This is a genomic window from Asticcacaulis sp. EMRT-3 (assembly GCF_030027245.1).
Taxonomy (GTDB): Bacteria; Pseudomonadota; Alphaproteobacteria; order Caulobacterales; family Caulobacteraceae; genus Asticcacaulis.
The window spans coordinates 697,337-723,530 of the sequence record NZ_JASERT010000001.1 but is presented as its reverse complement, the minus strand read 5'-3'; the positions used below and the strand labels follow the sequence as shown (position 1 = coordinate 723,530).

The 26,194-nt window shown below is 58.2% G+C and carries 30 protein-coding genes; 8 read left to right on the top strand and 22 right to left on the bottom strand.

Going from position 1 to position 26,194, the window contains the following annotated elements; all coding sequences use genetic code 11:
• Positions 1-59: 59 nt before the first annotated feature.
• From QB905_RS03530 to hemA, 16 genes are all read right to left on the bottom strand, one after another.
• Positions 60-2,216 (bottom strand): sodium-translocating pyrophosphatase, encoded by a 2,157-nt coding sequence (locus tag QB905_RS03530; RefSeq protein WP_282973184.1) that lies wholly within the window; start codon positions 2,214-2,216, stop codon positions 60-62.
• 555 nt (positions 2,217-2,771) lie between these two features.
• Complete coding sequence (locus tag QB905_RS03525) at positions 2,772-3,182, bottom strand: hypothetical protein (RefSeq protein ID WP_282973183.1); 411 nt, start codon at positions 3,180-3,182, stop codon at positions 2,772-2,774.
• A gap of 92 nt (positions 3,183-3,274) precedes the next feature.
• Positions 3,275-3,853: a glycine zipper 2TM domain-containing protein gene (locus QB905_RS03520; protein WP_282973182.1), complete on the bottom strand. Its 579-nt coding sequence runs from the start codon at positions 3,851-3,853 to the stop codon at positions 3,275-3,277.
• Positions 3,854-4,014: 161 nt separating this feature from the next.
• The gene (thiL, locus tag QB905_RS03515; protein ID WP_282973181.1) at positions 4,015-4,989 is read right to left on the bottom strand and encodes a thiamine-phosphate kinase; all 975 of its coding nucleotides are present in this window, start codon (positions 4,987-4,989) and stop codon (positions 4,015-4,017) included.
• 59 nt (positions 4,990-5,048) lie between these two features.
• On the bottom strand, positions 5,049-5,573 hold the full coding sequence (gene nusB, locus QB905_RS03510; protein WP_282973180.1) for a transcription antitermination factor NusB: 525 nt from the start codon (positions 5,571-5,573) through the stop codon (positions 5,049-5,051).
• A complete protein-coding gene (locus QB905_RS03505) occupies positions 5,570-6,037 on the bottom strand; it encodes a 6,7-dimethyl-8-ribityllumazine synthase (protein WP_282973179.1) in 468 nt (155 codons plus the stop codon). The genes nusB and QB905_RS03505 overlap by 4 nt, the downstream gene beginning before the upstream one ends.
• An 85-nt stretch (positions 6,038-6,122) precedes the next feature.
• On the bottom strand, positions 6,123-7,292 hold the full coding sequence (gene ribB, locus QB905_RS03500; protein ID WP_282973178.1) for a 3,4-dihydroxy-2-butanone-4-phosphate synthase: 1,170 nt from the start codon (positions 7,290-7,292) through the stop codon (positions 6,123-6,125).
• Positions 7,289-7,888: a riboflavin synthase gene (locus QB905_RS03495; RefSeq protein WP_282973177.1), complete on the bottom strand. Its 600-nt coding sequence runs from the start codon at positions 7,886-7,888 to the stop codon at positions 7,289-7,291. The genes ribB and QB905_RS03495 overlap by 4 nt, the downstream gene beginning before the upstream one ends.
• A gap of 322 nt (positions 7,889-8,210) precedes the next feature.
• A complete protein-coding gene (locus QB905_RS03490) occupies positions 8,211-8,861 on the bottom strand; it encodes a RibD family protein (protein WP_282973176.1) in 651 nt (216 codons plus the stop codon).
• A gap of 153 nt (positions 8,862-9,014) precedes the next feature.
• On the bottom strand, positions 9,015-9,551 hold the full coding sequence (gene nrdR, locus QB905_RS03485; RefSeq protein WP_282973175.1) for a transcriptional regulator NrdR: 537 nt from the start codon (positions 9,549-9,551) through the stop codon (positions 9,015-9,017).
• 3 nt (positions 9,552-9,554) lie between these two features.
• Entirely contained in the window at positions 9,555-10,859 is a 1,305-nt protein-coding gene (gene glyA, locus QB905_RS03480) for a serine hydroxymethyltransferase (RefSeq protein ID WP_282973174.1), read from the bottom strand.
• A gap of 333 nt (positions 10,860-11,192) precedes the next feature.
• Positions 11,193-11,393 carry a DUF6898 family protein gene (locus QB905_RS03475; protein ID WP_282973173.1) on the bottom strand — a complete coding sequence of 67 codons (201 nt, stop codon included), beginning with the start codon at positions 11,391-11,393 and terminating at the stop codon, positions 11,193-11,195.
• Positions 11,394-11,746: 353 nt separating this feature from the next.
• Positions 11,747-11,950 carry a DUF6898 family protein gene (locus QB905_RS03470; protein ID WP_282973172.1) on the bottom strand — a complete coding sequence of 68 codons (204 nt, stop codon included), beginning with the start codon at positions 11,948-11,950 and terminating at the stop codon, positions 11,747-11,749.
• Positions 11,951-12,179: 229 nt separating this feature from the next.
• The gene (locus tag QB905_RS03465; RefSeq protein ID WP_282973171.1) at positions 12,180-12,593 is read right to left on the bottom strand and encodes a hypothetical protein; all 414 of its coding nucleotides are present in this window, start codon (positions 12,591-12,593) and stop codon (positions 12,180-12,182) included.
• A 152-nt stretch (positions 12,594-12,745) separates the two neighbouring features.
• The gene (locus tag QB905_RS03460) at positions 12,746-13,042 is read right to left on the bottom strand and encodes a hypothetical protein (RefSeq protein ID WP_282973170.1); all 297 of its coding nucleotides are present in this window, start codon (positions 13,040-13,042) and stop codon (positions 12,746-12,748) included.
• 22 nt (positions 13,043-13,064) lie between these two features.
• On the bottom strand, positions 13,065-14,288 hold the full coding sequence (gene hemA, locus QB905_RS03455; RefSeq protein WP_282973169.1) for a 5-aminolevulinate synthase: 1,224 nt from the start codon (positions 14,286-14,288) through the stop codon (positions 13,065-13,067).
• 190 nt (positions 14,289-14,478) lie between these two features.
• Between hemA and QB905_RS03450 the strand changes: the two genes are divergently transcribed.
• The 4 genes from QB905_RS03450 to QB905_RS03435 all read left to right on the top strand — a co-directional run bounded on the left by QB905_RS03450 (position 14,479) and on the right by QB905_RS03435 (position 17,221).
• Positions 14,479-15,024 carry a DUF1697 domain-containing protein gene (locus QB905_RS03450; RefSeq protein ID WP_282973168.1) on the top strand — a complete coding sequence of 182 codons (546 nt, stop codon included), beginning with the start codon at positions 14,479-14,481 and terminating at the stop codon, positions 15,022-15,024.
• Between the two features lie 191 nt (positions 15,025-15,215).
• On the top strand, positions 15,216-16,217 hold the full coding sequence (gene hemB / locus QB905_RS03445; protein ID WP_282973167.1) for a porphobilinogen synthase: 1,002 nt from the start codon (positions 15,216-15,218) through the stop codon (positions 16,215-16,217).
• A gap of 2 nt (positions 16,218-16,219) precedes the next feature.
• Positions 16,220-16,753: a hypothetical protein gene (locus tag QB905_RS03440; RefSeq protein WP_282973166.1), complete on the top strand. Its 534-nt coding sequence runs from the start codon at positions 16,220-16,222 to the stop codon at positions 16,751-16,753.
• A gap of 66 nt (positions 16,754-16,819) precedes the next feature.
• Positions 16,820-17,221 (top strand): hypothetical protein, encoded by a 402-nt coding sequence (locus tag QB905_RS03435; protein WP_282973165.1) that lies wholly within the window; start codon positions 16,820-16,822, stop codon positions 17,219-17,221.
• A gap of 15 nt (positions 17,222-17,236) precedes the next feature.
• On the opposite strand, the gene QB905_RS03430 is transcribed toward QB905_RS03435, so the two are convergent.
• Together QB905_RS03430 and QB905_RS03425 are read right to left on the bottom strand one after the other, a co-directional pair.
• Positions 17,237-18,643, bottom strand: a complete 1,407-nt coding sequence (locus QB905_RS03430; RefSeq protein WP_282973164.1) for an ATP-binding protein — start codon at positions 18,641-18,643, stop codon at positions 17,237-17,239.
• Positions 18,640-19,305, bottom strand: coding sequence for a response regulator transcription factor (locus QB905_RS03425; protein WP_282973163.1), 666 nt, complete (start codon positions 19,303-19,305; stop codon positions 18,640-18,642). Before QB905_RS03425 ends, QB905_RS03430 begins: the two co-directional genes overlap by 4 nt.
• A 174-nt stretch (positions 19,306-19,479) precedes the next feature.
• Between QB905_RS03425 and QB905_RS03420 the strand changes: the two genes are divergently transcribed.
• Together QB905_RS03420 and QB905_RS03415 are read left to right on the top strand one after the other, a co-directional pair.
• A complete protein-coding gene (locus tag QB905_RS03420) occupies positions 19,480-20,352 on the top strand; it encodes a DUF535 family protein (protein WP_282973162.1) in 873 nt (290 codons plus the stop codon).
• A gap of 71 nt (positions 20,353-20,423) precedes the next feature.
• Positions 20,424-21,131: a DUF1223 domain-containing protein gene (locus QB905_RS03415; protein WP_282973161.1), complete on the top strand. Its 708-nt coding sequence runs from the start codon at positions 20,424-20,426 to the stop codon at positions 21,129-21,131.
• A gap of 300 nt (positions 21,132-21,431) precedes the next feature.
• Here the strand turns inward: QB905_RS03415 and QB905_RS03410 are convergent, their stop codons facing one another.
• The gene (locus QB905_RS03410; protein ID WP_282973160.1) at positions 21,432-22,298 is read right to left on the bottom strand and encodes an NAD(P)-dependent oxidoreductase; all 867 of its coding nucleotides are present in this window, start codon (positions 22,296-22,298) and stop codon (positions 21,432-21,434) included.
• Complete coding sequence (locus QB905_RS03405) at positions 22,295-22,780, bottom strand: flavin reductase family protein (protein ID WP_282973159.1); 486 nt, start codon at positions 22,778-22,780, stop codon at positions 22,295-22,297. The genes QB905_RS03410 and QB905_RS03405 overlap by 4 nt, the downstream gene beginning before the upstream one ends.
• Positions 22,781-22,951: 171 nt before the next feature.
• On the opposite strand from QB905_RS03405, the gene QB905_RS03400 reads away from it, so the two are divergent.
• The gene (locus QB905_RS03400; protein ID WP_282973158.1) at positions 22,952-23,857 is read left to right on the top strand and encodes a flagellar motor protein MotB; all 906 of its coding nucleotides are present in this window, start codon (positions 22,952-22,954) and stop codon (positions 23,855-23,857) included.
• Positions 23,858-23,962: 105 nt separating this feature from the next.
• Positions 23,963-24,700: an arginyltransferase gene (locus tag QB905_RS03395; protein ID WP_282973157.1), complete on the top strand. Its 738-nt coding sequence runs from the start codon at positions 23,963-23,965 to the stop codon at positions 24,698-24,700.
• Positions 24,701-25,112: 412 nt separating this feature from the next.
• On the opposite strand, the gene QB905_RS03390 is transcribed toward QB905_RS03395, so the two are convergent.
• Together QB905_RS03390 and QB905_RS03385 are read right to left on the bottom strand one after the other, a co-directional pair.
• Entirely contained in the window at positions 25,113-25,700 is a 588-nt protein-coding gene (locus tag QB905_RS03390) for a hypothetical protein (protein WP_282973156.1), read from the bottom strand.
• Complete coding sequence (locus tag QB905_RS03385; RefSeq protein WP_282973155.1) at positions 25,687-26,103, bottom strand: PEGA domain-containing protein; 417 nt, start codon at positions 26,101-26,103, stop codon at positions 25,687-25,689. The genes QB905_RS03390 and QB905_RS03385 overlap by 14 nt, the downstream gene beginning before the upstream one ends.
• Positions 26,104-26,194: the final 91 nt, after the last annotated feature.

Sequence of the window (26,194 nt, the reverse complement as noted above, 5' to 3'; positions counted from 1 at the left end):
GGCGGCGCAAAAAAGCCCCGGCCTGACAGCCGGGGCTTTCGTTTTCATGGGCCCAAAATTTACGCGCCGTGGGCCAGAACCGCCAGCATGAGCAAGGCCACAATATTGGTGATCTTGATCATCGGATTGACCGCCGGGCCCGCCGTATCCTTGTAAGGATCGCCGACCGTATCGCCGGTCACGGAGGCCTTGTGCGCTTCCGAGCCCTTCATGTGCTTGACGCCGTCCTTGTCGATGAAGCCATCCTCGAACGACTTCTTGGCATTATCCCAGGCGCCGCCACCCGATGTCATTGAGATGGCAACAAAAATGCCGGTAACGATGACGCCCAGCAGCATGGCGCCCACAGATTCAAACGCCGGCACCCGGCCACCGATATAATAGACGATGGTGAACAGGACGATGGGCGACAGAACCGGCAGCAGCGACGGGATGATCATTTCCCGGATCGCCGCCTTGGTCAGCATATCGACAGCGCGGCCATAATTGGGCTTGGACGTGCCTGCCATAATGCCCGGATCCTCGCGGAACTGCTTGCGCACCTCCTCGACCACCGATTGCGCGGCGCGACCAACGGCCGTCATGCCCATGCCGCCGAACAGATAGGGCAGAAGCCCGCCGATCAGCAGACCGATCACCACCCACGGCGAGGACAGCGAGAAGGTCAGGTCGCCGAGGCCCTGAAAGATAGCCGGAGCATCGGCCAGACCGGCATAGTGCTTGAGATCGGACGTATAGGCGGCGAACAGAACCAGTGCACCTAAGCCCGCCGAGCCGATGGCATAGCCCTTGGTGACGGCCTTGGTGGTATTGCCCACCGCATCGAGCGCATCGGTGGTGTGGCGCACCTCCTTGGGCAGGCCCGCCATTTCGGCGATACCGCCCGCATTGTCGGTCACCGGCCCAAAGGCGTCGAGCGCCACGATCATGCCCGCCAGAGCCAGCATGGTGGTGGTGGCGATGGCGATACCGAACAGGCCCGCCAGCAGATAGCAGCAGATGATACCCGCCACGATGATCAGGGCGGGTATAGCCGTCGATTCCATCGAAACCGCCAGACCCTGAATAACATTGGTGCCGTGTCCGGTCACCGAGGCCTGAGCGATGGAGACGACCGGGCGCTTGCCCGTGCCGGTATAATATTCCGTCACGACGATGAAGCCCGCCGTCACGGCCAGCCCCACCATGCCGCACCAGAACAGGGTCATGCCGGTGAAGGCGAAGGTCAGGCCTCCCAGCTCATAGCTGATCGGCGTATCGAAACCGACGAACTTCCAGATCACCCCGGCCACCGCCACGATCGACAATATGCCGGTGGCGATCAGGCCCTTATACAAGGCCCCCATGATGTTTTGCGACTTACCCAATGACACAAAGAAGGTGCCGATGATCGAGGTGACGATACAGACCGCGCCGATGGCGAGCGGCAGCATCATCATCGGCATCAACAGCGGCGAAGTGCCGAAGAAGATGGTGGTCAGCACCATCGTGGCCACCATCGTCACCGCATAGGTTTCAAACAGATCGGCCGCCATACCGGCGCAATCGCCGACATTATCGCCGACATTATCGGCGATGGTGGCGGGGTTACGCGGGTCGTCCTCAGGGATACCGGCCTCAACCTTGCCGACCATATCGCCGCCGACATCCGCCCCCTTGGTGAAGATACCGCCGCCAAGACGGGCGAAGATCGAGATCAGCGACGCACCGAAGCCGAGCGACACCAACGCATTGACCACGTCGCGGCTGGTGGGATCAAGATGAAGGCCAAGCGTCAGGATGGCAAAATAACCCGAAACGCCGAGCAGCGCCCCGCCCGCTACGAACAGACCGGTCACCGCGCCTGCGCCAAAAGCCAGGCTCAGACCCTTTTTCAGGCTTTCCGAGGCCGCCTGTGCCGTGCGCACATTGGCGCGCACCGAGATCAGCATACCGGCAAAACCGGCTGCACCAGAAAGTATAGAGCCGATGGCAAAGCCGATGGCCGACCACTGACCGAGGAATACCCATGCGAGTACAAAAATGACGACACCGACCATGGCGATGGTCGTATATTGCCGCTTCAGATAGGCGCTGGCCCCTTCCTGGATAGCCGCGGCGATTTCACGCATACGCTCGTTACCCGCATCGGCCTTCAAAAGGCTCAGGGTCTGCACAACCCCATAGAGCAGGCCAAGTATGCCGGCCGCAATGGCCAGCATCAAAGCAATATTCATAACGGAACCCCTGTCTGTTTATATTTTTCAGGGCAAAGCAGATGCAATGCCTGTTTTTGAACATCAAAAAACGAACCTTATTCAAGGTCTTATTTTTTGATTGCGACGGAGAGTGCCAAAAGTTTTTCTTAAGTTCAAGGCTTGATCATCACTAAAACCTGCAAACGCAAAGGCTTCGCGCGCAATGTTTGCTGCATTGCAAGATCACCATTACTTATAGTTTAAGAATACAAATGCTTAAGATGCACGCAATGCAGCGCAAACCTCCGGCAAACGTCGATCACTAGAGCGTTCTCCCAAAAAGTGGATCCACTTTTTGGGTAAGGAAGAGCGATAAAATAAAAACTTATACCAAGCTGCGATGACTTTGACTCATCGCAGCTTGGCAAGCGCGACTGCTCGTCGCCGCGTATGCGGCGAGCCCATTCTTCATCAAAGAGGATTGGCGGCGCTTGAGCTGAAAAAATGCGAATACCAACTTGCACCCAAATAGGTTCTGGTCTGCGCAAGTTGGTATTAGAGCGCCGATTTGAGTCTATCAGATCGAAAAGCGCTCTAATGATGAAATTTAGGCGTTTGCGACAAGACATCGATGGATTTGACCATGCCCGGCCCGGTAATGTCGGCAAAGGCTGGCATCATGGCCGCTTTGAAGCGGGCCGTATCGAGCTGATCATCATGACCGGGCAGTCCGAACGAGGTTTTGCTGGTCACGCGCACAATGGCATCGCGGAAATAGGGTTCCATGTCGCGGAACTTGCCTTCATTGGCCATCATGGTCAGGTCCACGCGCACGCTGATGAAGATATAATTGACCAGACGGTTATTCTGAGTGATCGGCACAGCCACCGTCGCCAGTTGCACCGACGGGGCGGCGGCATCCTTCTTGTCGTCAGCTCTTGCCAAAGTCGGCAGGAGGGCAAGCAGAGGCAGGGTGACAAAAAACTGGCGACGTAAAGGGCTCATGGCCCGACCTTGCCGCAAAACGGTTTACAAGCCTTGAACGAAAAAAGTCCTCCCGATTTCCAGGAGGACTTTTCAAAAAAAATGGCGTCAGATCAACGATTATTGTGCCAGTGACCGTTCTTGTCACGCCAGCCGTTATGATGACCATTATTGTCATGACCATTATGGCCGTGACCATTATTGTCATTGCGGCCATTATTTTTCCAGGCGTCATTATAATTCCAGGGCGGCGGCCCGGCGTGGCGATCACGGTCATAATAGACGTGGCTATAATGCGAAGACGAAGGCCGGGATTTCCAATAAACGACCGTATAGCCGTACGGTGCCGGAGCCGGATCATAATAATGCCCCTGATAGGCATAGTAGTTGCCATCATAGCATTTAACGCTGCTTTTGCCGGCGCTGTTGCCGATCACGCCACCGAGCACCGCACCGCCCACCGCACCGAGGCCACGCTCATGTTTCGATACCTGGCTGCCGATCAGGCCACCGAGCACCGCGCCGATGACCGTGCCGTTACGCTGGGCATCGGCCTTTTTGGCATAGCAATAACCATCATAGTTGCGCAGATCGCGATCCTGCGCCGAGGCCAGCGAAGGCATCACCAGCGCGGCACCGAGCCCAAGTGCAAGAGCGGCGCGCAGGGTATTGAATGTTGTAAAACGCTTCATGAACGATCACCTCCGAAAGACGTCCGAACACATTGCCGGACTGGCTTGTAGCCCTGTCATAGATTTGGCGTGCAAGAGCGGCAATGCCGATTTCGCAACGAAAACGATACTACAATTATAAATTTCCGGTAAGGGGGTATCGCGCGCAGGACGATGTAGTCTTATACCGGGTGGCGAAAACCCTTTACAGGCGCATCGACACGGCGTTCGCCTGCCCAGAGTTCCGCCCCCGGCAATGCGTCCTGCGACAGGCCCAGGCAAACGCCGATTTCATAAAAACCCGCCATCAGAAGGGCGTCAGCACCGGCGTCAGCAGCCGTACAAAGTATCTGATAATCGTCACCGCCCGTTACCAGGTCGATGACGCTGCACCCCTGCGCAATAGCCGCCCGCGCCGCCAGCGAGGTGGGCACACGGTCGAGATCAAGGCGCATCATCAATCCATTGGCGCGCGCCATATGGTCGGCATCAGCCAGCAACCCATCGGAGATATCCATCGCCGAACTGGCATGGTTCAGCACAGCCGACGCCAGATCGGGCCGGATTTCGGGCAGGTGATAGGCGCTGATCAACGCATTGCGATCACCTTGCGACAGGCCGCTTAAAGCCCCTTGCAAGGCCCGCAGACCCAGATGACCCTGGCCGATATAGCCCGACACGAAGATACGGTCGCCCGGCTTTGCCCCGACACGTGACAGGGCGCGGCCACGCGGGGCCTTGCCGAAAATGGTCATGACCAAGGTCAGCGGCCCCGGCGTTGATACCGTGTCGCCGCCAAACAGGCTGAGACCGAAGCGATCCTGATCGGCCTTCAGCCCGCGCACAAAATCGCGCTTGTCGTTGATCGGGGTGCCGCGCGGCCAAGCGGTGACGAGCTGATAGCCGTAGGGCGTGCCGCCCTTGGCGATGATGTCGGAAATATTGACGCGCATCAGCTTGCGCGCCACCAGATCGAGCGGATCGTTCTCGAAGAAATGGACGCCCGCCACCAGCGCGTCGGTCGAGACAAGCAGGTCGTGCTCGGCATCGCCGGGAATGACCGCCACATCATCCATCAGGCCGCGCGCTTCGCGGCACAGGCCCGCCAGCGGCTTGAACAACTGGTCGATAATCGAAAACTCGTCGTGTTCGCTCATATCGGGCCTCATAGGGTCAAGGAACAGCCCCTCGCCGTTCCGTCATGACGCAAGGGGAGCTATCTTACATCCTTGGCAATGCCGTCGAGCGCAGCATTGACGAAGCGGGCCTCGGTTTCACCAAAGAAGGCGCGGGCGATCTCGACATATTCGTTGATGACCACTTCCAGCGCCACATCCTTGCGCAGCATCATCTCCCACGTTCCAGCGCGCAAAATGGCGCGCACCGTCGTGTCGAGGCGTTCGATACGCCAGCCCGCCGCCAGACGCGCCGTGATCGCCGCATCGATGGTCGCCTGTTCGCGCACCACGGCGCGCGCACCCTCGGCAAAAAAGGCCTCATCGGCCTGCCCCATCGGCTCGCCCTCGATGTCGCCATCAAAGCGATAATCGGAAAATTCGCGGATCACGGCCTCAACACCCGAACCGGTCAGCTCCAGTTGGTACAGGGCCTGCACCAGCACCAGCCGCGCCACGGTGCGGGCGCGCTTATCCTTCTTGGTCAGGGACGGCGTAACGCCCGCCTGAGCGTTCAGGTGTTCCATCACGGCCTTCAGACTGGTGGGCGGCGTCGATTCGCTCATTGGCCGCCCTCCATCAGGGTTTTGCGCAGGGTGATCATGCTCAAAGCGACCATCGCCACCGCGCCACCCTTATTGCCTTCATTACGGCGCGCCCGCACCCAGGCCTGTTCTTCGTCTTCGACAGTCAGAATACCATAGCCGATGGCGAGGCGCTGCTTGTAGCTGAGATTCATCAGGCCACGCGCCGATTCATTGCAGACATAATCATAATGGGTGGTATCGCCACGGATCACGCAGCCCAGCGCCACATAGCCATCATAGGCGCGGCCCATCGGACGGTGGGCCGCATCTTCGGCCATGGCGATGGCGGCCGGAATCTCAAACGCGCCCGGAACGGTGACGACATCGAAGGCGATGTCGTGCGCGGTCAGCGCATCCTTGGCCCCGGCCAGCAGTTCGTCGGCAATATCGTCGTAAAAGCGGCTTTCGACGATGAGGATGCGGAGGGAGGTATCAAGGCTCAAGCGCGTGGTCCTGAATAAAAAGAATCGACTGAATGAAGTCAGGCAGAAACAGGCTCATACGCGCTTCCGGCCCCATGAAAAAGCCCTAAAGCGCCTGCCAGTCGATGATCGACAAGCCATAGCCTTCGAGCGCCGCCGGTTTTGGCCGCGTCGAGGACAGGGAAATCATTTCGCGCACACCGAGATCGAGCAGGATTTGCGCCCCCACGCCGTAATCGCGCAAACCCCGCGCCCCCGGCCCGTGCAACTCGTCACTGGCGAACCGGCCCGACAGAACCTTCGGATCGGGATCGCGCAGCAGCACCATCACCGCCGGGCCATCATGCGCCGCCAGAGCCTCCATCGCCTTTTGCACATAATGGCTACGGAACGGCCCGCCTGAACCTGCCAGCACATCCGAGGCCAGATCGAGCTGGTGCATCCGAACGAGGGTAGGCTTTCCAGCCTGCGGCTGTTGCTTGACAAGGGCCAGATGCTCGGCGTCGTCCAGTTGATTGCGATAGACAAGCAAGCGGAATTGACCGCCCCATTCGCTGTCGAAGGGACGCTCCAGCACGCGCTCGACAAAGCGTTCGGTGCGGCGACGATAGGCGATCAGGTCGGCAATCGTGCCGATCTTCATGCCGTGGGTCTGGGCGAATTTCACCAGATCGGGCAAACGCGCCATCGAGCCGTCATCATTGATGATCTCGCAGATCACGCCCGCCGGATAGAGCCCGGCCATGCGCGAAATATCGACCGCCGCCTCGGTATGACCGGCGCGCACCAACACGCCGCCTTCACGCGCCACCAGTGGAAAGACATGGCCGGGTGATACGATGTCGCGCGAATCCTTGCCGGGATCGATGGCGACGGCGATGGTATGGGCGCGGTCACGCGGCGAAATGCCGGTCGAGATGCCGTCCTTGGCCTCGATCGACACGGTAAAAGCCGTGCCGTTGCGTGCGCCATTATCATGCACCATCGGCGGCAGGCGCAGCGCCTTGGCGCGCTCACCCGTGATCGACAGACAGATCAGGCCGCGCGCAAACCGCGCCATAAAGTTGATGACATCGGGCGTGGCCATCTGAGCCGGAATAACCACATCACCTTCGTTTTCGCGGTCTTCGGCATCGACGAGAATATAGGGGCGGCCATTGCGCGCATCTTCCAGAATAGCCTCGATAGCCGAGATCGGGCTTTCATAGCTATTGGCATGGCTATTGGCAAGGTCATTGACCGGTTGCAGATCGGTGGTGATTTTATGCAGGGTCATGACAGGGCCTTTGTTTCATACCAGCGCGCGGCATAGCGCGCCAGACGATCAACCTCAAGATTAACATGCCCGCCAACCCCTGTCTGCGATAAGGTGGTGTGCGTCCAGGTATGGGGGATGATATTGACGCCAAAGGTCTGGCCCTCGACCTCATTGACCGTCAGCGAAATGCCGTCGAGCGCCACCGAACCCTTGGGCGCGATAAAGCGATGCAGGGGCGCAGGCGCTTCGAACGTCAGGCGGTAGCTTTCGCCATCGGGCGTCACGCTGATCAGTTTCGCCAAGCCATCGATGTGGCCGGACACGATATGACCGCCCAGCTCATCGCCGATCTTGAGCGCGCGCTCCAAATTGACCTGCGTGCCGACCCGCCATTCGGAAAGGTTGGTCAGGCTCAGGGTTTCGTTGGAGACATCAAGATCATAGACGCCCTCGCCTTTTTTCACCACGGTCAGGCAGCAACCGGCATGGCTGATCGACGCGCCCAGCACAACATCGTCGAGCGGGAAATCGACCATCATGGTCAGACGCATCCCTTCATCCGAGCGCTTAAGCGCCTTGACCGTGCCGATGCTTGAAATAATGCCGGTAAACAAATTCAGACCTCATTTTATCATCCTTCCCCTTGTACGGGGCCGGAGTCTTTTATCCTTCCCCGTTTACGGGGAAGGTGGATGCGAGTGTAACGAGCAGACGAAAGGGGGAAATCTGTCGTCTGCTATCCCCCCTTCCGGCGAGACAAGCTCGCCACCTTCCCCGTAAACGGGGAAGGATGAAGGTTTAATCTCCGGCCCCGTAAACAGAGGAAGGATGAAGGTTTAATCTCCGGCCCCGTAAACAGAGGAAGGATGAAGGTTTAATCTCCGGCCCCGTAAACAGAGGAAGGATGAAGGTTTAGTATCCCACCCCGTAAACGTCTCATACCAATTCATACGTCTCCCACAGATCGTCACCCACCGACTGCACACCCAGCCGGGTGAAGCGCACCATCTGCGACAAATCCTCGATATTGAGGTGACCGATCACCGGGCGCGCATCTCCGCCCAAGATGGTGGCCGAGCGAAACCATTCAAGGCGATCAATGAAACCAGCGCGCAGGAAGGCCGTGGCGATGACGCCGCCCCCTTCGACGAACAGACGCTCGATACCGACCGCGCTCAGGGCTTCGAGCGCCGCCGCCAGATCGACCCGCTGGTGTTTGGACGGCACCTTCAGCGCCTTGACACCCAGCGACTGCATTTCCGGCGCGATGTTGCCGGTGGTCACCACATAGGTCGGGATCACCCGCGCCGTCTGCACCAGTTTCGACGCCATCGGCAGACGGCCACGCGAATCGAGCACCACGCGCGCTGGCTGGAAACCTTCATAATTGGGCAGGCGGACGGTCAGTTCGGGATCATCATGCAGGACGGTTTCGATGCCGACCAGAACCGCGTCATGACCGCCGCGTAATTCATGCACGACGCGCCGCGCCTCCTCACCGGTGATCCACCGGCTCTGGCCGTCATGGGTCGCAATCCGCCCGTCGAGCGTGGTGGCGAGTTTCAGTGTGACGGAGGGACGGGTCATGCGTTCGCTTTACCTGTCCCCTCTCCCCATGCAAAGGGGAGAGGGTTAGGGTGAGGGGTAAATACCGCAGCCTTAGAACCCCTCACCCGGTTCGCAAGCGAACCACCCTCTCCCCTCCCGTGGGGAGAGGGGATATGGCGGCATGTCTAAATTCTAAGCGTCATCGCTAGGCGAAATATCCTGTTCGCCCAAGCCTTGCCGGATAATATGCGGATCTTCTACGGGCTCACTCGATTCCTGATGCAACCCCTCATCACCAAGAAACTTGGCAAAGTCCGAGGTTTCGCGGAAATCACGATACACCGAGGCGTAACGCACATAGGCCACCACATCGAGCGATTTGAGCGCCGCCATTACCAGTTCGCCGACGGCATCAGACGGAATATCCGTCTCGCCCATGCTCTCTAACTGACGCACGATCCCCGACACCATGCGGTCGATGCGATCCTGATCAATCGGTCGCTTGCGCAGCGCAATCGACAGCGAACGCTCCAGCTTGGCGCGGTCGAAAGGCGTGCGCCGCCCGGATCGCTTGACAATCATCAGGTCGCGCAACTGCACACGTTCAAACGTGGTGAAGCGCCCGCCGCATTCCGGGCACGAACGGCGACGGCGGATGGCCGCGCCGTCTTCCGAAGGCCGCGAGTCCTTGACCTGACTTTCCAGATTGCCGCAAAACGGACAGCGCATGGCTTAACCGTAGATCGGGAATTTGCCGGTCAGGGCCTTGACCGCCGCGCGCACTTTTTCCTGCACGGCCAGATCAGGCTCGCCATTATTGGCCGCCATGCCGTCGATCACATCGGCGATCAGATGGCCGATCTGCTTAAACTCTTCCTCACGGAAGCCGCGCGTCGTGCCCGCAGGCGTGCCGAGGCGAACGCCGGACGTGATGGTGAAGGGCTGCGGATCGAACGGAATACCATTCTTGTTGCAGGTGATGAAGGCGGCCTCAAGCGCCGCTTCCGTGCCCTTGCCGGTCTGGCCCTTGGGACGCAGATCGACCGACATGACGTGACTGTCCGTGCCGCCGGTCACGATGGCCAGGCCGCGCTCAACCAGCGTGGACGCCAGCACGCGGGCATTGGCCACAACCTGCTGCGCATAGAGCTTGAATTCCGGTTGCAGCGCCTCACCGAAGGCCACAGCCTTACCGGCGATGACGTGCATCAAAGGCCCGCCCTGCAAGCCGGGGAAGACGGCCGAATTGATCTTCTTGCCCAGGGCTTCGTCATTGCTAAGGATCATGCCGCCGCGCGGTCCGCGCAGGGTTTTGTGCGTGGTGGTGGTCACCACATGGGCGTGCGGCAGGGGATCGGGATAGACGCCGCCCGCCACCAGACCGGCATAGTGGGCCATATCGACGAACAGATAGGCGCCCACCGAATCGGCGATCTCGCGGAAGCGCTTGAAATCAATATGGCGCGGATAGTTGGAAGCGCCCGCCAGGATCAGCTTCGGCTTGTGCTGTTGCGCCAGAGCGGCCACCTGATCCATATCGATCGTGTTGTCGCTCTCGGTCACGCCATACGGCACGACATTGAACCACTTGCCCGACTGGTTGGCGGGCGACCCGTGCGTCAGGTGCCCGCCACAGGCCAGATCCATGCCCATGAAGGTGTCGCCCGGTTGCAGCAGCGAGAAAAAGACCGCCTGATTGGCCTGCGCGCCGGAATGGGGTTGCACATTGGCGAAGGCGCAGTTGAACAGCTTTTTGGCGCGCTCAATGGCGATGCGCTCGATGTCATCGACATATTCGCAGCCGCCATAATAGCGACGGCCCGGATAGCCCTCGGCGTACTTGTTGGTCAGCACCGAGCCCTGCGCTTCCAGCACCGCCTTGGAGACGATGTTTTCCGAGGCGATCAGCTCGATCTGATCCTGCTGGCGGTGCAACTCGCCCTCTATGGCGTGCAGCACTTCCGTGTCGGAAGAGGCCAGATCATTGTGGAAATAGCCTTGCGGAACGAAGGCGGAGGCATTGGCGGGCGCATTCACGGCGGTGACAATCCTGTGCTTTGGAAAGGAAATGGGAATATGGGGAGCGTTTACGCTTATCGACAGGGTGAGGCAAGGTTTTTAGCCTCGTTTGGCGCAAAGCGCGTCCAGGCTGAGGTTTTGAATCCACAGATGAACACAGATATTCAGGATAACGCCACGCTACCGCTATCGGCTAAACACTTCACTTTTCTTAGGCCGCGCAGCGGCGATGCGCCCATCCTGACTCACAAGATAGCGGTAGCGTGGCGTTATCCTGAATATCTGTGTTCATCTGTGGAGTCCCTTTTCACCACATGCCCCCCCCCACGAACCCTGGAATGAATCTTGGGTTTATATGACCAATCCGCCGCCGCGCGGCCCCTGCCCCTTGCCGTCCAGCTTGTTGCGCAGCTTCATGACAGCCAGACGCTTGACGCCTTCGGGATCATTGACCGGCCCAATCGCCATCGCCTCCTCGCCTGTGCGGGCGCAGATGGCCGTGCACTTCAGATAAGCGCCATTGCGTTGCAGCTCGATATAGATTTCGGACATGGGCTGGTTGAGGCAGGGAATCCACAGATGGCGCAGATTACACAGATTATGCGCGTGTGCCCATCCCTGCCGTTCCTATCTCATTCTCCGAGCGGACAATCACCGGAAATATCTCGCATTCGGTATGGTGTCACCGAATTTTAGGCTGAGGTTTTGAATCCACAGATGAACACAGATATTCAGGATGGGGTTCGCGCTACCGCTATCGGCTAAACACTTCACTTTTCTTAGGCCGCGCAGCGGCGATGCGCCCATCCTGACTCACAAGATAGCGGTAGCGTGGGTTTGTCCTGAATATCTGTGTTCATCTGTGGAGTCCCTTTTCACCACATGCCCCCCTACGAACCTTGGGTTTATACAACGAATCCGCCGCCGCTGCGCGGGCCCTGCCCCTTGCCGTCCAGCTTGTTGCGCAGCTTCATGACGGCCAGCCGCTTGACGCCTTCGGGATCATTGACCGGCCCGACCGCCATCGCCTCCTCGCCCGTGCGGGCGCAGGTGGCCGTACACTTCAGGTAAGCGCCATTGCGTTGCAGTTCGATATAGATTTCGGACATCGGATGAGTAAGGTAAGGAATCCACAGATTGCGCAGATTACACAGATTATGCGCGTGTGCCCATCCCTGCCCGTTCCTATCTTATTCTCCGAGCGGACAATCACCGGAAATATCTCGCATTCGGTATGGTGTCACCGAATCTACCGAATCTACCGAATCTACCGAATCTACACCTAAATAAAAATATCGCAATTATTTACTATATTAAAATTAAATGAAGAGAAGGCATTCATTTCTTATGGCTTATCCAGAAAAAATCAACTGCATCAACCATCCAAACCGCAGACCTTCCTTGTATTATTTGCAATTCTTCCTTAAAAGTTGAAATCATGATGTCCTCTTTAGAATATTTCCACATATCAACTCCAACGCGCACACCAACTGGTCCGCGACCCGACAACTCAAAATCGACAATTTTAGTCAAAAAATCATTGCTAATACAAAAATAAATTAAATAACTTTCAGCATCTACTGAAATTTTATTTTTGTGATGCTGCGTCAAATTCGCATCTTCTGCAGAGAAAAGTGCAAAAACACCATCCATTTGCTTCAAGCTTTTTCCACTTGGAAGTATTACATCGCAATCATCTGGAATTTTCACATTCCAAAAAATATTAAAATGTTCAGAATCCCTATCCGCCATGAGCCGAACCTGAGTATTTGATAGGTAAACATCAAAACAGGAATACATCACTTACCACCCCACCACACCATGACAGTTATAGTATTTTCAAGCCATTATATTCACAAATATAAAATCACTTCACAGCATCTTAGGAAGTATTTCTATAAATTCTATGATTTTAACAATGAAATTATCGAAATTAATATTGCTAAAACAGCCAGTAAATTTGCAATAAACGGTTGATGAGATTGACATCGTTTAGCTATTTCCATATCTATAACTTTTCGCGTCTGCACATCAATATTCCCAAGCTGTGGGCCTTTAACGAGTATATCCCAAGGAAGCTTGGATGCTATTTCAGGCGTCCAAGGCCCTGACGCAAATTGATTGAACTTCTCAAAATCATCTGACGCTGAAATCCGCGCTTCATATTTTTTATATTGCCAACGACGCCACACACTAATCATTTGCCCCCCCCCTAAATCAGCCTCACGCCACGTTCGGCAGACGCGCCACATTACAATGCGTCCACAGCTTGTCCATCGCCTCGACCAGATGGTCCATCATGCGGTCGTCATGGTCGGGCGAAGGTGTGAAACGCAGGCGCTCGGTACCCTTGGGCACGGTCGGGTAGTTGATCGGCTGGACATAGATGCCATAGTCATTGAGCAGGATGTCCGAGATCATCTTGCAGTGCTTGGCATTGCCCACCAGCACCGGCACGATATGCGATTCCGACGGAAACACCGGAATCCCCACGGCGCGGAAACGCTCCATCAGGGTTTTGGCGCGTTCCTGATGCTGGATGCGCTTTTCATTGTGCGATTTCAGCCAGTTCACCGAAGCGGCAGCCCCGGCCATGATGGCGGGCGGCAGAGAGGTGGTGAAGATGAAGCCCGAAGCCCACAGGCGGATGGCGTCGCAGATATTGGCATTGGCGGCGATATAGCCACCCATCATGCCGAACGCCTTGCCGAGCGTGCCTTCGATGATGTCGATCTGATCCATCACCCCGTCGCGTTCGGCCACGCCAGCGCCGCGCGGGCCATACATGCCGACCGCGTGAACTTCGTCAATATAGGTGAGCGCGCCGTATGTTTTGGCCAGAGCCACGGTGGCGCGAATGTCGGCAATATCGCCATCCATCGAATAGACCGATTCAAAAGCCACCAGCTTGGGCGCATCGACGGGCGCGGCTTTCAGCAGCTCTTCCAGATGGTCGAGATCATTATGGCGGTAAATATGACGTTCGCCACGGCCATTGCGGATGCCTTCGATCATCGAAGCATGGTTGAAGGCGTCGGAAAAAACGATCAGACCCGGCAGGATTTTATAAAGCGTCGAAAGCGCCGCCTCATTGGCCACATAGCCGGAGGTGAAAACCAGAGCGGCTTCTTTCTGATGCAGATCGGCCAGTTCGGCCTCCAGCGCATTATGATACCAGGTGGTGCCGGAAATATTGCGTGTGCCGCCCGAACCGGTGCCCACCGTGTCGATGGCTTCGTGCATGGCGTTGAGTACAACCGGATTCTGGCCCTGACCGAGATAATCGTTCGAGCACCAGACGGTGACCTCCTGTTCGCTGCCATCATCGCGTATCCAGGTGGCGCGGGGGAAATCGCCCTGATGGCGCTTCAGATTGGCGAAAACGCGATAGCGTCCCTCGGAGCGCACCTTGTCCACGGCGGCTTCGAAAGCGGCATTATAGTCCATAGCAACAACTCCGGCCGCCCGCGACAAAGGCAGCAATCACAACGGGATAGACCTCACGGCGGTCAGAAACAAGACACGCCGGGCATAATTTATCGTCAGTTCGCATAGAATTTGCGATATAATGTAGCAAATTTCCAGCCCTTTTCGCATTTTCGCCTGCGCATATTGCCGCAGCCTGTGAGGATTTACGATGCAAGACGCCCTGTGGATCGGTCTGTTTCGCGGCGTCAATGTCGGCGGCAACAACAAATTGCCGATGAAAGACCTGAAAACCCTGATGGAGTCCGAGGGCTTCACAGAGGTGAAAACCTATATCCAGAGCGGTAATATGGTGTTTCGCTCATCGCTCAGTGAAGCCGAAACGACTGAACGCATCGAAGCCGCCATCGCAAAGCGGTTCGGCTTTCGCCCGCCTTTGTTTCTGGTGACGCGCGACCATCTGGAAAAGCTGCTGGCCGACAATCCCTTCCGCAATCATGAGCATCAAGGCAAGGCGCAGCACTTTTTCTTTTTGAAGGCCCCGCCCGCCGCCGCCGATCTCGATGCGCTCAGCGCCCTGAAAGCCAATGGCGAAGACTTCAAGCTGACCGACGAGGTCTTTTACCTCTATGCCCCCGAAGGCATCGGCCGCTCGAAACTGGCCGAGAAGATCGGCCGCTATATCAAGGCCGACATGACCGCCCGCAATCTCAATACGGTCGAGACTCTGGTGGAAATGGCGAAGGGAGAAAAGTGAACCACGGAAAACACAGAAAACACGGACTGATGGCCTTTGGCCATATTGCGAAGCCGAAGCCATTCTGCCTGACGCGCCATGCAGCGATCCGTGCTTTCCGTGTTTTCCGTGGTTGAAACCTTTTTTTCCCGCGCTTGAAGCCATGACTCAAAGCGCCTAAGACTCCTGAAATCAATCGAGACTATGCCGTCATGACCTTCACGCCCATCCTTGCTCCGTTTCCGCTGAACCGTCCGCGCCGTCTGCGCCAGTCCGGCTGGATACGCGATCTGGTGGCTGAAAACCGGTTGCATACGTCCGACCTGATCTGGCCGATCTTCGTCCATGACCGCGATGTGGCCCGCGAAGCCATCGGCAGCCTCAAAGGCGTTGACCGCCTGAGCATCAAAGAGGCTGTCAAAGAAGCAAAGCTGGCGCGCGATCTCGGCATCCCCGTGCTGGCGCTTTTCCCGCACCTCAGTGAGAAAATCCGCAGCGCTGACGCGAAAGCCGCCATCGATCCCGACGGCCTGATCGCGCAAGTTTGTCGCGCCATCAAGGCCGAGGTGCCCGGTATCGGCCTGCTGGTCGATATTGCGCTCGACCCCTATACCGATCACGGCCATGACGGGCTGATCATCGGTGACAAAATCGCCAATGACGCCACGGTTGAGATGCTCACCCAGCAGGCGCTGGTGCTGACCGCTGCTGGCGCCGACATCTGCGCGCCCTCCGATATGATGGACGGACGGATACTTGCGATCCGCAAGGCACTGGAAGCGGGCGGCCATCAGGATACGCTGATCATGTCCTATGCCGCCAAATACGCCTCCGCCTTTTACGGCCCCTACCGCGACGCCATCGGCGTCAAGGCGCTGAAAGGCGACAAGAAAACCTACCAGATGGATTCCGCCAACACGCACGAATCTCTGCGTGAAGTGGCCATCGATTTGCAGGAAGGTGCCGATATGGTGATGGTCAAGCCCGGCCTGCCCTATCTCGACATCGTGCAACGCGTATCGGAAACCTTTCGCGTGCCCACCTTTGTCTATCAGGTCAGTGGCGAATATGCGATGATCAAGGCGTCGGTCGATGCGGGCTTCATGGACCACGACAAGGCCGTGCTGGAAACCCTGCTGGCCTTCAAACGCGCCGGGGCCAGCGGCATCCTCACCTATTTCGCCCGCCATGTGGCGGAACTTTTAAAGGCTTGACCATGACCGACCTCAGCGCAACCCTGAAACAGGCCTATGAGCAGGGCACCTATGTGCGGCTGGAAATCGAAGAAGGCGGCCATGAGGGCTTTATCGTCGGCCTCAATGCGCGCTTTCTGCTGCTTCAGGCCGTTTATGAATGGCAGGATGTCGGGGCGCTGATCGTGCCTGTCGAACGGGTCGAGGGCTGCGAGGTGTCGGAATTTCACGACGACCAACGCCGCATTCTCGACTTCAACAGCGTCAAGCGCACCAAGCGCTATGCCTGGCTGAAGCTCGGCTCCTATGCGGAAATTTTCCAGTCCTTGCAGGTCAAGAAAAAATTCGTTGTGGTGTCGCAGGACGATGAGGCCGATGTCGGCCAGATCAGCGTGGTGAATGACGAAAGCGTCGATCTGAAGGCTGTCGATCCGGGTGGCAACTGGATCGACGAAGACCTCGATTGCCCGTTCGATGACATCAGCCTGATCCAGTTTGACGACAATTACAGCCGCGTCCTGCAACGCTATGTCGAACGCGCCGCGACGTTGAATTAACCCGACAGGGTGACAAACTGGTCGGCAGCACTTAATTTAACAGGGATGACATTTCAGGAGGCTCTCATGAAGGCGTTCATTTTTTTGCTGGCGTTTCTGGCCATGCCCGCCGCGGCGCAGATCACGACCGGAAAACTGCCGCCCGCCCAGCCCTCCACCCCGCCACCGCCCGAAACCTGGCTGCAATGCAGCTATTTCGACTTCAACCGTAATCAATCCTACGAATCGAACGTCTTCAAGGTCGATGCCGATCTGAAGCCGCATGGCCGCAATCTCGATATTTTCGCCGAAGGTTTCGCGCGCGCCATCCACGCACAATTCAAGGTGCCGGTCGATAACCGCCACCTGCGCTGCGATACAGTCGGCGACTGGCGCGTCAAGAGCGAGCTCCAGCGTCAGAAAGACATTGCGGCGGGCAGGATCACGCTCGCGCCCGACGACCACCGCCTTGAATGGCCGGCTTCGTGACCCGTATGACGACAATCAGCCCTCAGGCCAATCACCGAAACTGACGCGCACCTGCAAGCCAGAGCGGCCATCGCCGCGATCCTCCAGCGACAGGCGCGCCGACAGCCGCGTGGCGGCCTCCTGAGCGATGGCCAGGCCCAGACCCGCGCCTGGCCGGTTATTGCCGGGCGCGCGCCAGAAACGCTCGAAACCATGCGCGCGCTCCTCACGGCTCATGCCCGGCCCGCTATCGCTGATGATCAGCGCTTGCTTGTGCACCTCGACCAGAACCTCCCCGCCTTCGGGTGAGTATTTGACCGCATTGTCGATCAGGTTCGCCAGCAAGGGATGAAGCAGCGCCTCCGGCCCCGTCAGTTCGGCATCGTCGTCCATTTCGACCGCGATCTCCACCTGACGCCTCGCCGCCACCAGCGCTATGTCGGCGATCACGGAGGACAAAACATCTTTCACGGCTACGGCGGCGACAGAGGGCCTCACCGTCGCCTCGACCTGAGCGAGGATCAGAAGCTGATCCACCAGACCCGACACACGCTGGGTTGAAGCATGAACGCCCGCCAGCCGCGCCTCAAGCTCCTCCGGCGTCTGGCTGCGCGCCGCCAGTTGCGCTTCGATACTGAGGCCCGCCAGCGGGGTGCGTAACTGATGTGCGGCCATATCAATAAAGCGGCGTTCGCGGCCGATCGCCTCCTCGATGCGGGTGAACAGGCGATTCAGTGTGCGGATGAGCGGATGCAGTTCTCTGGCCCAATCCTCAGGCTGCGGATGCAGGAAAGGCGGGCGATCCTTCTGCATGGCCAGGGTTTCGCTGAACAGATAAAGATTTTTAAGGCTGGCGCGCATACCACGCAGCAGCACGAAAATCAGCAGAATGGCGATCAGCAGAAAAGGAATGATCATTTCAAGCACCATGCGCGCCACGATACGGCGGCGCACGCCCAGCGGCTCACCCACCTGCACCACGGGGCCGTTGTGCGGCGCGGCATAGGTATAATAGCGCCAGGTGACGCCGTGATCGCGAATATTCTGAAACCGGCTGAAACTGGAAGCCCCCGGCGCGGTGAGATCAGGCCCCACCCGTGACGCCCAGCACGCCCTGCCACCGTACCAGACGCGAAACATGCGCCAGCGGGCGAAATCGGTAAAGGCCTGACGATCTTCCCCGGACAGGAGCGGCTGATCGCATGAGGCGGGCTGTGGTGGCGACATCGCACGCCGCGCCGCCAGTTCATCCGACATAAGACTGACCAGCATCAGGCTGCCCATACGCAATTGCGCATCGAAGCCGCGATTGACCAGTGACGACACGGTCGTCGCCGCCACAGCACCGATCAGAGTCATGCCAAGAATGACAATGATCATCGCCCGCAGGAAGACCGATCTGATCAGGGAGCGCGGATGGCTCTGTATCGCCGCCGGCCTCATCGCCGAACCATATAGCCCAGCCCGCGCGCTGTCATGATAGCTTCCGCACCCAGCTTTCTGCGCAAACCATAGACCGCTGTCTCGATGGTGTTGCTTTCAATATCGACGGCGTCTTCATAGACGACATATTCGATGTCGGATTTCGATACCCAGCGACCGATCCGGCTCGTCAGAAGCGACAGAACGCGGAATTCCCGCTGGGTCAGCAGGATGGTGCGTTCGCCTGCGCGCACAACCTGACCGCTCAGATCGAGTTCATAAGGCCCGAAATACGACAGATCTGCCGCCATGCCCCTGGCCCGCCGCAGCAGGACGCGCGTCCTGGCCGTGACTTCATCGAGATCATAGGGCTTGGTGACATAGTCATCTGCGCCGCAATTCAGCCCTTCCAGCCGGATTTCCCGTTGCGCTGCCGCCGTGACGATCATGACGGGAATGGCCTGCCCATCACGGCGCAGCGCTTTGAGAAACCGCATCCCATCGCCGTCGGGCAAGCCCAAATCGAGAAGGATCGCCGCAGGCTGATGACGACCTTTCAACAGGGTGTCAGCCATATCGAGCCGGTTGGCCAGATCGACGCTGTAGCCCGCCTTTTCGAGCCCGGCCCTCAGACCTTCGCCCAGGACGGGATCGTCTTCAATCACCAGCAATCTCGTCGCCACGCCCCTGTGTCCCGTCGCCGCGCGTTCCATACAATCCAGAGGTGCAATCAGTTTCACATCAGCAATGTGTTTTAGACTGCCTCCTGATTTTACAGGTCATACAGGCGAACCATGTCTTTTATGCGTTTTGTGGCGACGGCGAAACGGATTCGCCGGAGTTTCGGTTTCGGAAAAATGCGTTTTTTCGTTATGAAATATTGGCAGATGTATCCGTGGTCATCGCGCTGGATCGCCTATACCGAAGCCAATCACCAGCTCTATACCGGGCAGGAACCGCCGATCGAAATGGTGCGAACAAAGTTTGCCCGCAGCTATTACAACCGCAAACTCTCGCCGCGCAAAAAGCTCGACCTGCTCACCGGGCATTACGATTATGAGGCCGCCATCCTGTGCCCTGACATGATTGCCAGCCTCATGCGCGGCGAGATCGTTTCTCTGGCCCGCCTGAATGACAAGCTGGGCCAGGCTTACAGCTTCAGTCTGCATCGGCATGAGCGTTACCGCGCCGAAGGCGAGATCACGCTTTTCCTTAAGGCAGACAACGAAGATCTGGCGCTGGCGGCGCTGACCTTCCATCTCGGCCACACCGCCGACGGGCGGCCCGTCCTGCGCATCGGCGGTCTGCAAGGCCCTGCTGCCGAAGACGCCAAGCAACGCATCATCGCCACGACGCGCGCCTTGCACGGATGGCGTCCCAAGGCCGCGTGTCTGTATGTTGCCGGACTTCTGGCCAATATATTTGGTGCCGACACGCTGGAGGCCGTGCCCGACGCCCTGCATCCGCTGCGCAATGCCCGTCACGCCTTCGTTGCCAATAACGATTTGTTCTGGCTTGAAAACGGTGCGCAAACTACGCCCGAAGGTTATTTCAAGATGGCGGCGCACCGTCCTGAAACGCGCGCCGCCGCCGATATACCGGCCAAGAAGCGTAAGGACTGGCTGGCGCGTCAGGCGCTCAAACACGCGCTCAATCAACAGATCGCGGAAACCCTGGGCCTGGCATTGCTGTCGGCGCCTGAGATTATACGGTTTGATCATGCGGCCTGACACGGTGGCGGCACTGTTCGCCCGCTGCAACCGGGTGTAACCTTTGCGTTCATTCAGGCGTAAGGCTATCCATGACACGCCCCACCCCCTTCATGCCCGCTTTGATCGCCATCTTCGCCGCCCTTACGGCCTGCGCCCCCACGCTTGCCGCCCCGGCGCGTCCGGTCGTGGTCGAGCTGTTCACCAGTCAGGGCTGCTCCTCCTGTCCGCCCGCCCATGCCGTGCTGAACACGCTGGCTGACCGGCCGGACGTACTGGCGCTCAGTTTTGCCGTCACCTACTGGGACAATCTCGGCTGGAAGGACAGTTTTGGCGATCCGGCCTATACGGCCCGCCAATGGGCCTATGCGAAGGGCCTGCATCACGACAATGTCTATACGCCGCAAATGGTGATTGATGGCGCGCACGATACCACTGGCCAGAGCCTGCAACAGGTCGAGCCGCTGATCCGCACCGCCGCCGCGCATCAAAAACCGGGCCCGTCCGTGGTGATCAACGGCGATCATGTCACGATTGCCGCCATGACCGGTGCGCCACAGGCCATTGTCTGGCTGGTGCGCTATGATCCGCGCACGCAAAATGTCGCTATCGGGCGCGGTGAAAACAGTGGCCGCACCCTGCCTCAGCGTAATGTGGTGCGCCAGCTTGTACGCCTCGGCGACTGGCATGGGACGACAGCGGATTTTCACTTGCTAAAAGCCAGCGATGCACATTACCGCACGGCTATCCTTGTTCAGCAAGGCGATGGCGGGCCGATTATAACGGCAGCAACCCTGTAGGACGGATCGACATTGAGAAACCCCTCCGGCATCAAGCCTTCCCGTTTTCGCTTCGCTCTACAGGGAGGAGGAAGGCAGGCGGCACATCCCTCCTCCCTTTTGCGCAGCAATGGGGAGGTGTCGAGCAAGCAAAGCGCGTCGAGACAAAGGGGGCTTTCTTCAGCAAGACGCTGAATGTCGATCTGTCCTAGAGCAACGAGCGTTTAATTTGACTTACAAATTGAATGCGAGATGCGGAAAAACGTAAAATATAGAGCGGGTTGCATTCCTTTGACCGATTCAATCAGAATGCAGACCGCTCTAGCGCTTTCGCCTGGCCTCCAGCCGCGCGTGCAGGCTCGACGTATCCCAGCGCGCACCGCCCATCGACTGCACCTCGGAATAGAACTGATCAACCAGCGCCGCCACGGCCAGATGCGCGCCGTTCTCACGCGCCTCATCCAGCGCTATCCCCAAATCCTTGCGCATCCAATCGACCGCAAAGCCGAAGTCATATTTATCTTCGCTCATCGTCTTCCAACGGTTCGACATCTGCCACGAACCCGCTGCCCCCGCCGAAATGGCGTTGAAGACGAGATCGGTGTCCAGTCCGGCACATCTGGCGAAGTGCATCGCCTCGGCCACGCCCTGCACGGCGGCGGCAATAGCGATCTGGTTGCACATCTTGGCCGTCTGACCAGCCCCCGCCTCGCCCAGATAGGTGATCGATTTCGTATAGGGCGCGGTCAGGGCCTGCATGTCGGCAAAGCGATCGGCAGCGCCGCCCACCATCACCGATAACTGCCCGTTTTGCGCCCCCGCCTGCCCGCCCGATACCGGTGCATCGAAGAAAATCACACCCTTTTCAGCACAGAGAGCCGCCATTTCGCGCGCCAGCTTCGCCGAGGTGGTGGTGTGGTCGATCAGCAGAGCGCCCGCCTTCAGATGCGGCAGGGCCTCAGTCACCATATCGCGCACATCGCCATCACGCCCGACACACAGCAGCAAAGCGTCCACGCCATCAACCGCTTGCGCAACGCTATCCGCAGCCTTAGCGCCATTACGTTTCGCCCAGTCCACCGCCTTGGCAGGACTGCGGTTATAGGCGGTCACCTGATGGCCCGCCTTAACCAGATGACCCGCCATCGGATCGCCCATCACGCCCAGTCCGGCAAAACACAGTTTCATAGCATCACCCCCGCTTCGCCATACCGGCCCCGGAAAAACAACAGCCCTGCCCGCTCCGTATCGGCGTCGAAGGCCATCACCCGTGCCGTGATGACCAGATGATCGCCCATGACGCGGCTGTCATACAGTTCGCAATCGAGAAACGCCGCCACGCCTTCCAGCCGCAGCGGATGAAGCGGGCTGACCAATCCCTCTTCGGGCAGAATATGGGCGTTTTGGCGGGCAAAGCGGCGCGACAACGTGGCCTGGCCCGCGCCCAGCACATTGATGGCGAAACGCGGTGCCTCGGCATAGACCTGATAGCGGTGCGCCTTCAGATCGAGGCACCACTGCACCAGAGGCGGCTCCAGCGACACCGAACTGAAGGAATTGGCGGTCATGCCGATCACATGACCGGCCTGATGATCGGGATCGGGCGTGGTGATGACACAGACGCCGGTGGCGAAACTGCCAAGCGTATGGCGCAGGGCCTTCTTATCCATAATACTGCCTAATCACAAAACGCCGCCTTCTTACCCTCATGGCTATGCCATTCTGCGCGGCGGAATCAAACCCTGCGCGCGCTTTTTTGCGCAAAAAACAGACATCCTCAACGCGTCATTAACGTTAAAACCTTTAAGGTCTGCGCAACATTTCCGAGGTTTGCGGTTTTCATGGCCAGTCGCGACGCGCCGATCCTTATTAAAAAAGTCAAGAAGGTCAGCGGCGGCGGCCACCACGGCGGCGCGTGGAAGGTGGCCTATGCCGACTTCGTCACCGCCATGATGGCCTTCTTCCTGCTGATGTGGCTGATCAACACCACCTCGCCCGAACAAAAGCGCGGCGTCGCCGATTATTTCGCCCCGGCCAATGTGTCGCAATCGACCTCCGGCTCCGGCGGTATTCTGGGCGGTCAGGCGCTCGGCACGGACGGCGACAAGAACGAAGGCACCATGTCCTTCATCGAGCAGATGGCCCCCAAGCCGCCCAACACACAAGACCCCGATGGGCAGTCGAGCCAGACCAAGGGCAAGGGCAGCGCTGGATCGAACGCCGATAATGATCAGGAAACCGACGCCCAGAAGCAGGAGCAGATGGCGTTCCAGAGTGCAGCCGAATCGCTGCGTCAGGCCTTGCAGGACATGCCTGAACTGGCGGAGCTATCGAAGAACATCCTCGTCGACCAGACGCCTGAGGGGCTGCGCATCCAGTTAATCGATCAGGAAGGCCGTTCGATGTTCAATGTGAACTCGGCCCAGCCCAATGACCGTGCCAAGCTTTTGCTGCGCGCCGTGGCCAAGATCATCAACCGCCTGCCCAATCGCATCACCATCACCGGCCACACCTCCGCCGTGGCAGGCCAGTCCGATCAGGATCCTAAGGACTGGGCGCTTTCCGCCGCCCGCGCCGATGCGTCACGCGCCGTTTTGCAGGCGGCGGGCGTCGATCAGGATCGCATCGCCGAGGTATCGGGCAAGGCCGCCAAGGAACCGCTTTATCCTGACGATCCTTCGCTGGCCGGTAATCGCCGCATCTCGATCGTGCTGTTACGCGAAGCACCGGTTCTGCCGCAGAACTGACAACTCAAAACTGATACGGGAAGGTTTATTTGCGCCTTGCGAGGAAGACAGAATTAGGGTCAACTATCCGTATCCAGAGGGATAGAGTCAGGAAGCCGTAGCGTTATGAGCGAGCACTTTCCAGGACGAAAGCTCAGATATTATCTGACCGTGCCCGGCCCGTGCCCCTACCTGCCCGGACAGGAAGAGCGCAAGGTGTTTGTTCACCTGCCGCCGCTGGAGGCCATCGGGCTCAACGACCAGCTCTCCGCCATCGGTTTTCGCCGTTCGCAAAACATCGCCTATCGTCCGGCCTGCCAGTCGTGCCGCGCCTGCCAAAGCGTGCGCATACCGGTTCATCAGTACCGGATGTCGAAATCTGACCGGCGCGTGGTGCGCGCCAATGCCGACCTGATCAAGAGCTTCGTCGAGGCCGAGGCCAGCCGTGAGCAGTTCGACCTGCTGCAAAAGTATCTGCGCGCCCGCCATCCCGATGGCGGCATGATGGATATGAGCTGGCCCGATCTGGTGGCTATGGTCGAGGAAACGCTGGTGCGCACCCATCTGATCGAATACCGGCTGGACGACCGGCTGGTGGCCTGCGTGCTCGTCGATGCGCTCAATGACGGTCTGTCGCTGGTGTACAGCTTTTACGATCCCGACCTTTTGCCGCGCAGCCTCGGTCGCTATATCATCCTCGATCATATCGATCAGGCGACGCGCGCCGGTTATGATTATGTCTATCTCGGCTACTGGGTGAAGGGCTCACCCAAGATGGATTACAAGGCGCGCTACCGCCCGCTGGAAGCCCTGACCGACCTCGGCTGGCAAACCCTGCCGAGGTCGGATTCAGACGTCGGCTGATCAGGATTGCGGTGAAGACGTAGCAGAAGACGAGGAAGATGAGTCGTCCGATGGTGCCGTTTCGCCGCCCGTGCTGCTTTCATCACCTGCACTGGAAGAGGACGAGTTGGCGTCACTTGCTGGCGCAGCGGCGGGTGTTTTTGCTACAGCGGCAATATCTGTCGCCATGTCAGTGAAAATTTCGTCCAGAGCCTTGTCCAGACTAGAGCGGTTTGCATTCTGATTGAATCGGTCAAAGGAATGCAACCCGCTCTATATTTTACGTTTTTCCGCATCTCGCATTCAATTTGTAAGTCAAATTAAACGCTCGTTGCTCTAGAGCGGTCTGCATTCTGATTGAATCGGTCAAAGGAATGCAACCCACTCTACATTTTACATTTTTCCGCATCTCGCATTCAATTTGTAAGTCAAATTAAACGCTCGTTGCTCTAGCCAAAACCTTTTCGGATGGTTTGAGACTGAGAACATAGTGGCCAGCCGTCAGATCGGTACGGTTATAAGCCTTATGAAGAATGACAATGCCAGACGGACCCGTCACGTCCGCCGTGACGGTGATTGTCACTCGCGGTGTAACGGCCATGCCAAAACTGCTCAGAGAATCATACTTGTAGCTGAAACCATCAAGTCGCAATGTGATATTATAGGCCCCGGCTTCAGGAGCCGCCGCCTGCGACACCCCGCCGGTGAAACTGGCCTTGAGCGCCGCAAGGCCATTATCACGCAGTTTGGATCCGATCGGTACTGTCACCGTTGTCAGCGCGCCGGTATAGGACGCCGGATGCTGCTTCAGGCGCGTATTAAGCAAGGCGCTGTCCATGACCAGCACACCCTTGCCGATAATTTCCGGGGTTGCCGCAGCCGTCGAAGCGTTCTGACCTGAGGCATTCTGGCTCAATGCGCTGCTGCTTGCGGAGTCTGTAGCGTCCTGAGCCTGCGCATAGGGCGATACCGCAAGAAATCCCAGGACAAGCGCGGCTGAAACCAGATTATTTCTGCGCATCCGAGCCACCCTCTTTTTCCAGTTTTACGACAAGTGGATTGGGCGTGAGATCATCCATCGACCCGTTATTAGCGTCCACGATGCCGCCAATAATACCGCCAACCAGGACGTTACCCGCCATGGCCGCGCCGCCGCCACCATGTACGCTGCTAACGACGTTGAACTTGGCGGTCTTGTAGCCCGGCTTGCTCACAGTTACCTCAAAGCCGGGCTTGCGCGGCACCTTGAAGGTGCACGGCGTCGTGTCGCAGGCAAAACCATTATTGGTCTGCACCATCGCGCCCAGGGGATCGGATGTAACCGTCCAGTCCTGATGCGTGCCCCGCGTCATGGTGGCGCAGCCGCCGAGTGCAGACACGGACACAGCCGCCATGCCGAGACACACGGCTTTCAATTGGCCCATAGACCTCATTTTATACATGAAATTCCCCCCCTGGCCATTATCGGCCTTTCCGTATCGATATATGACGATACGGAAATGTCAAGCCACCCCA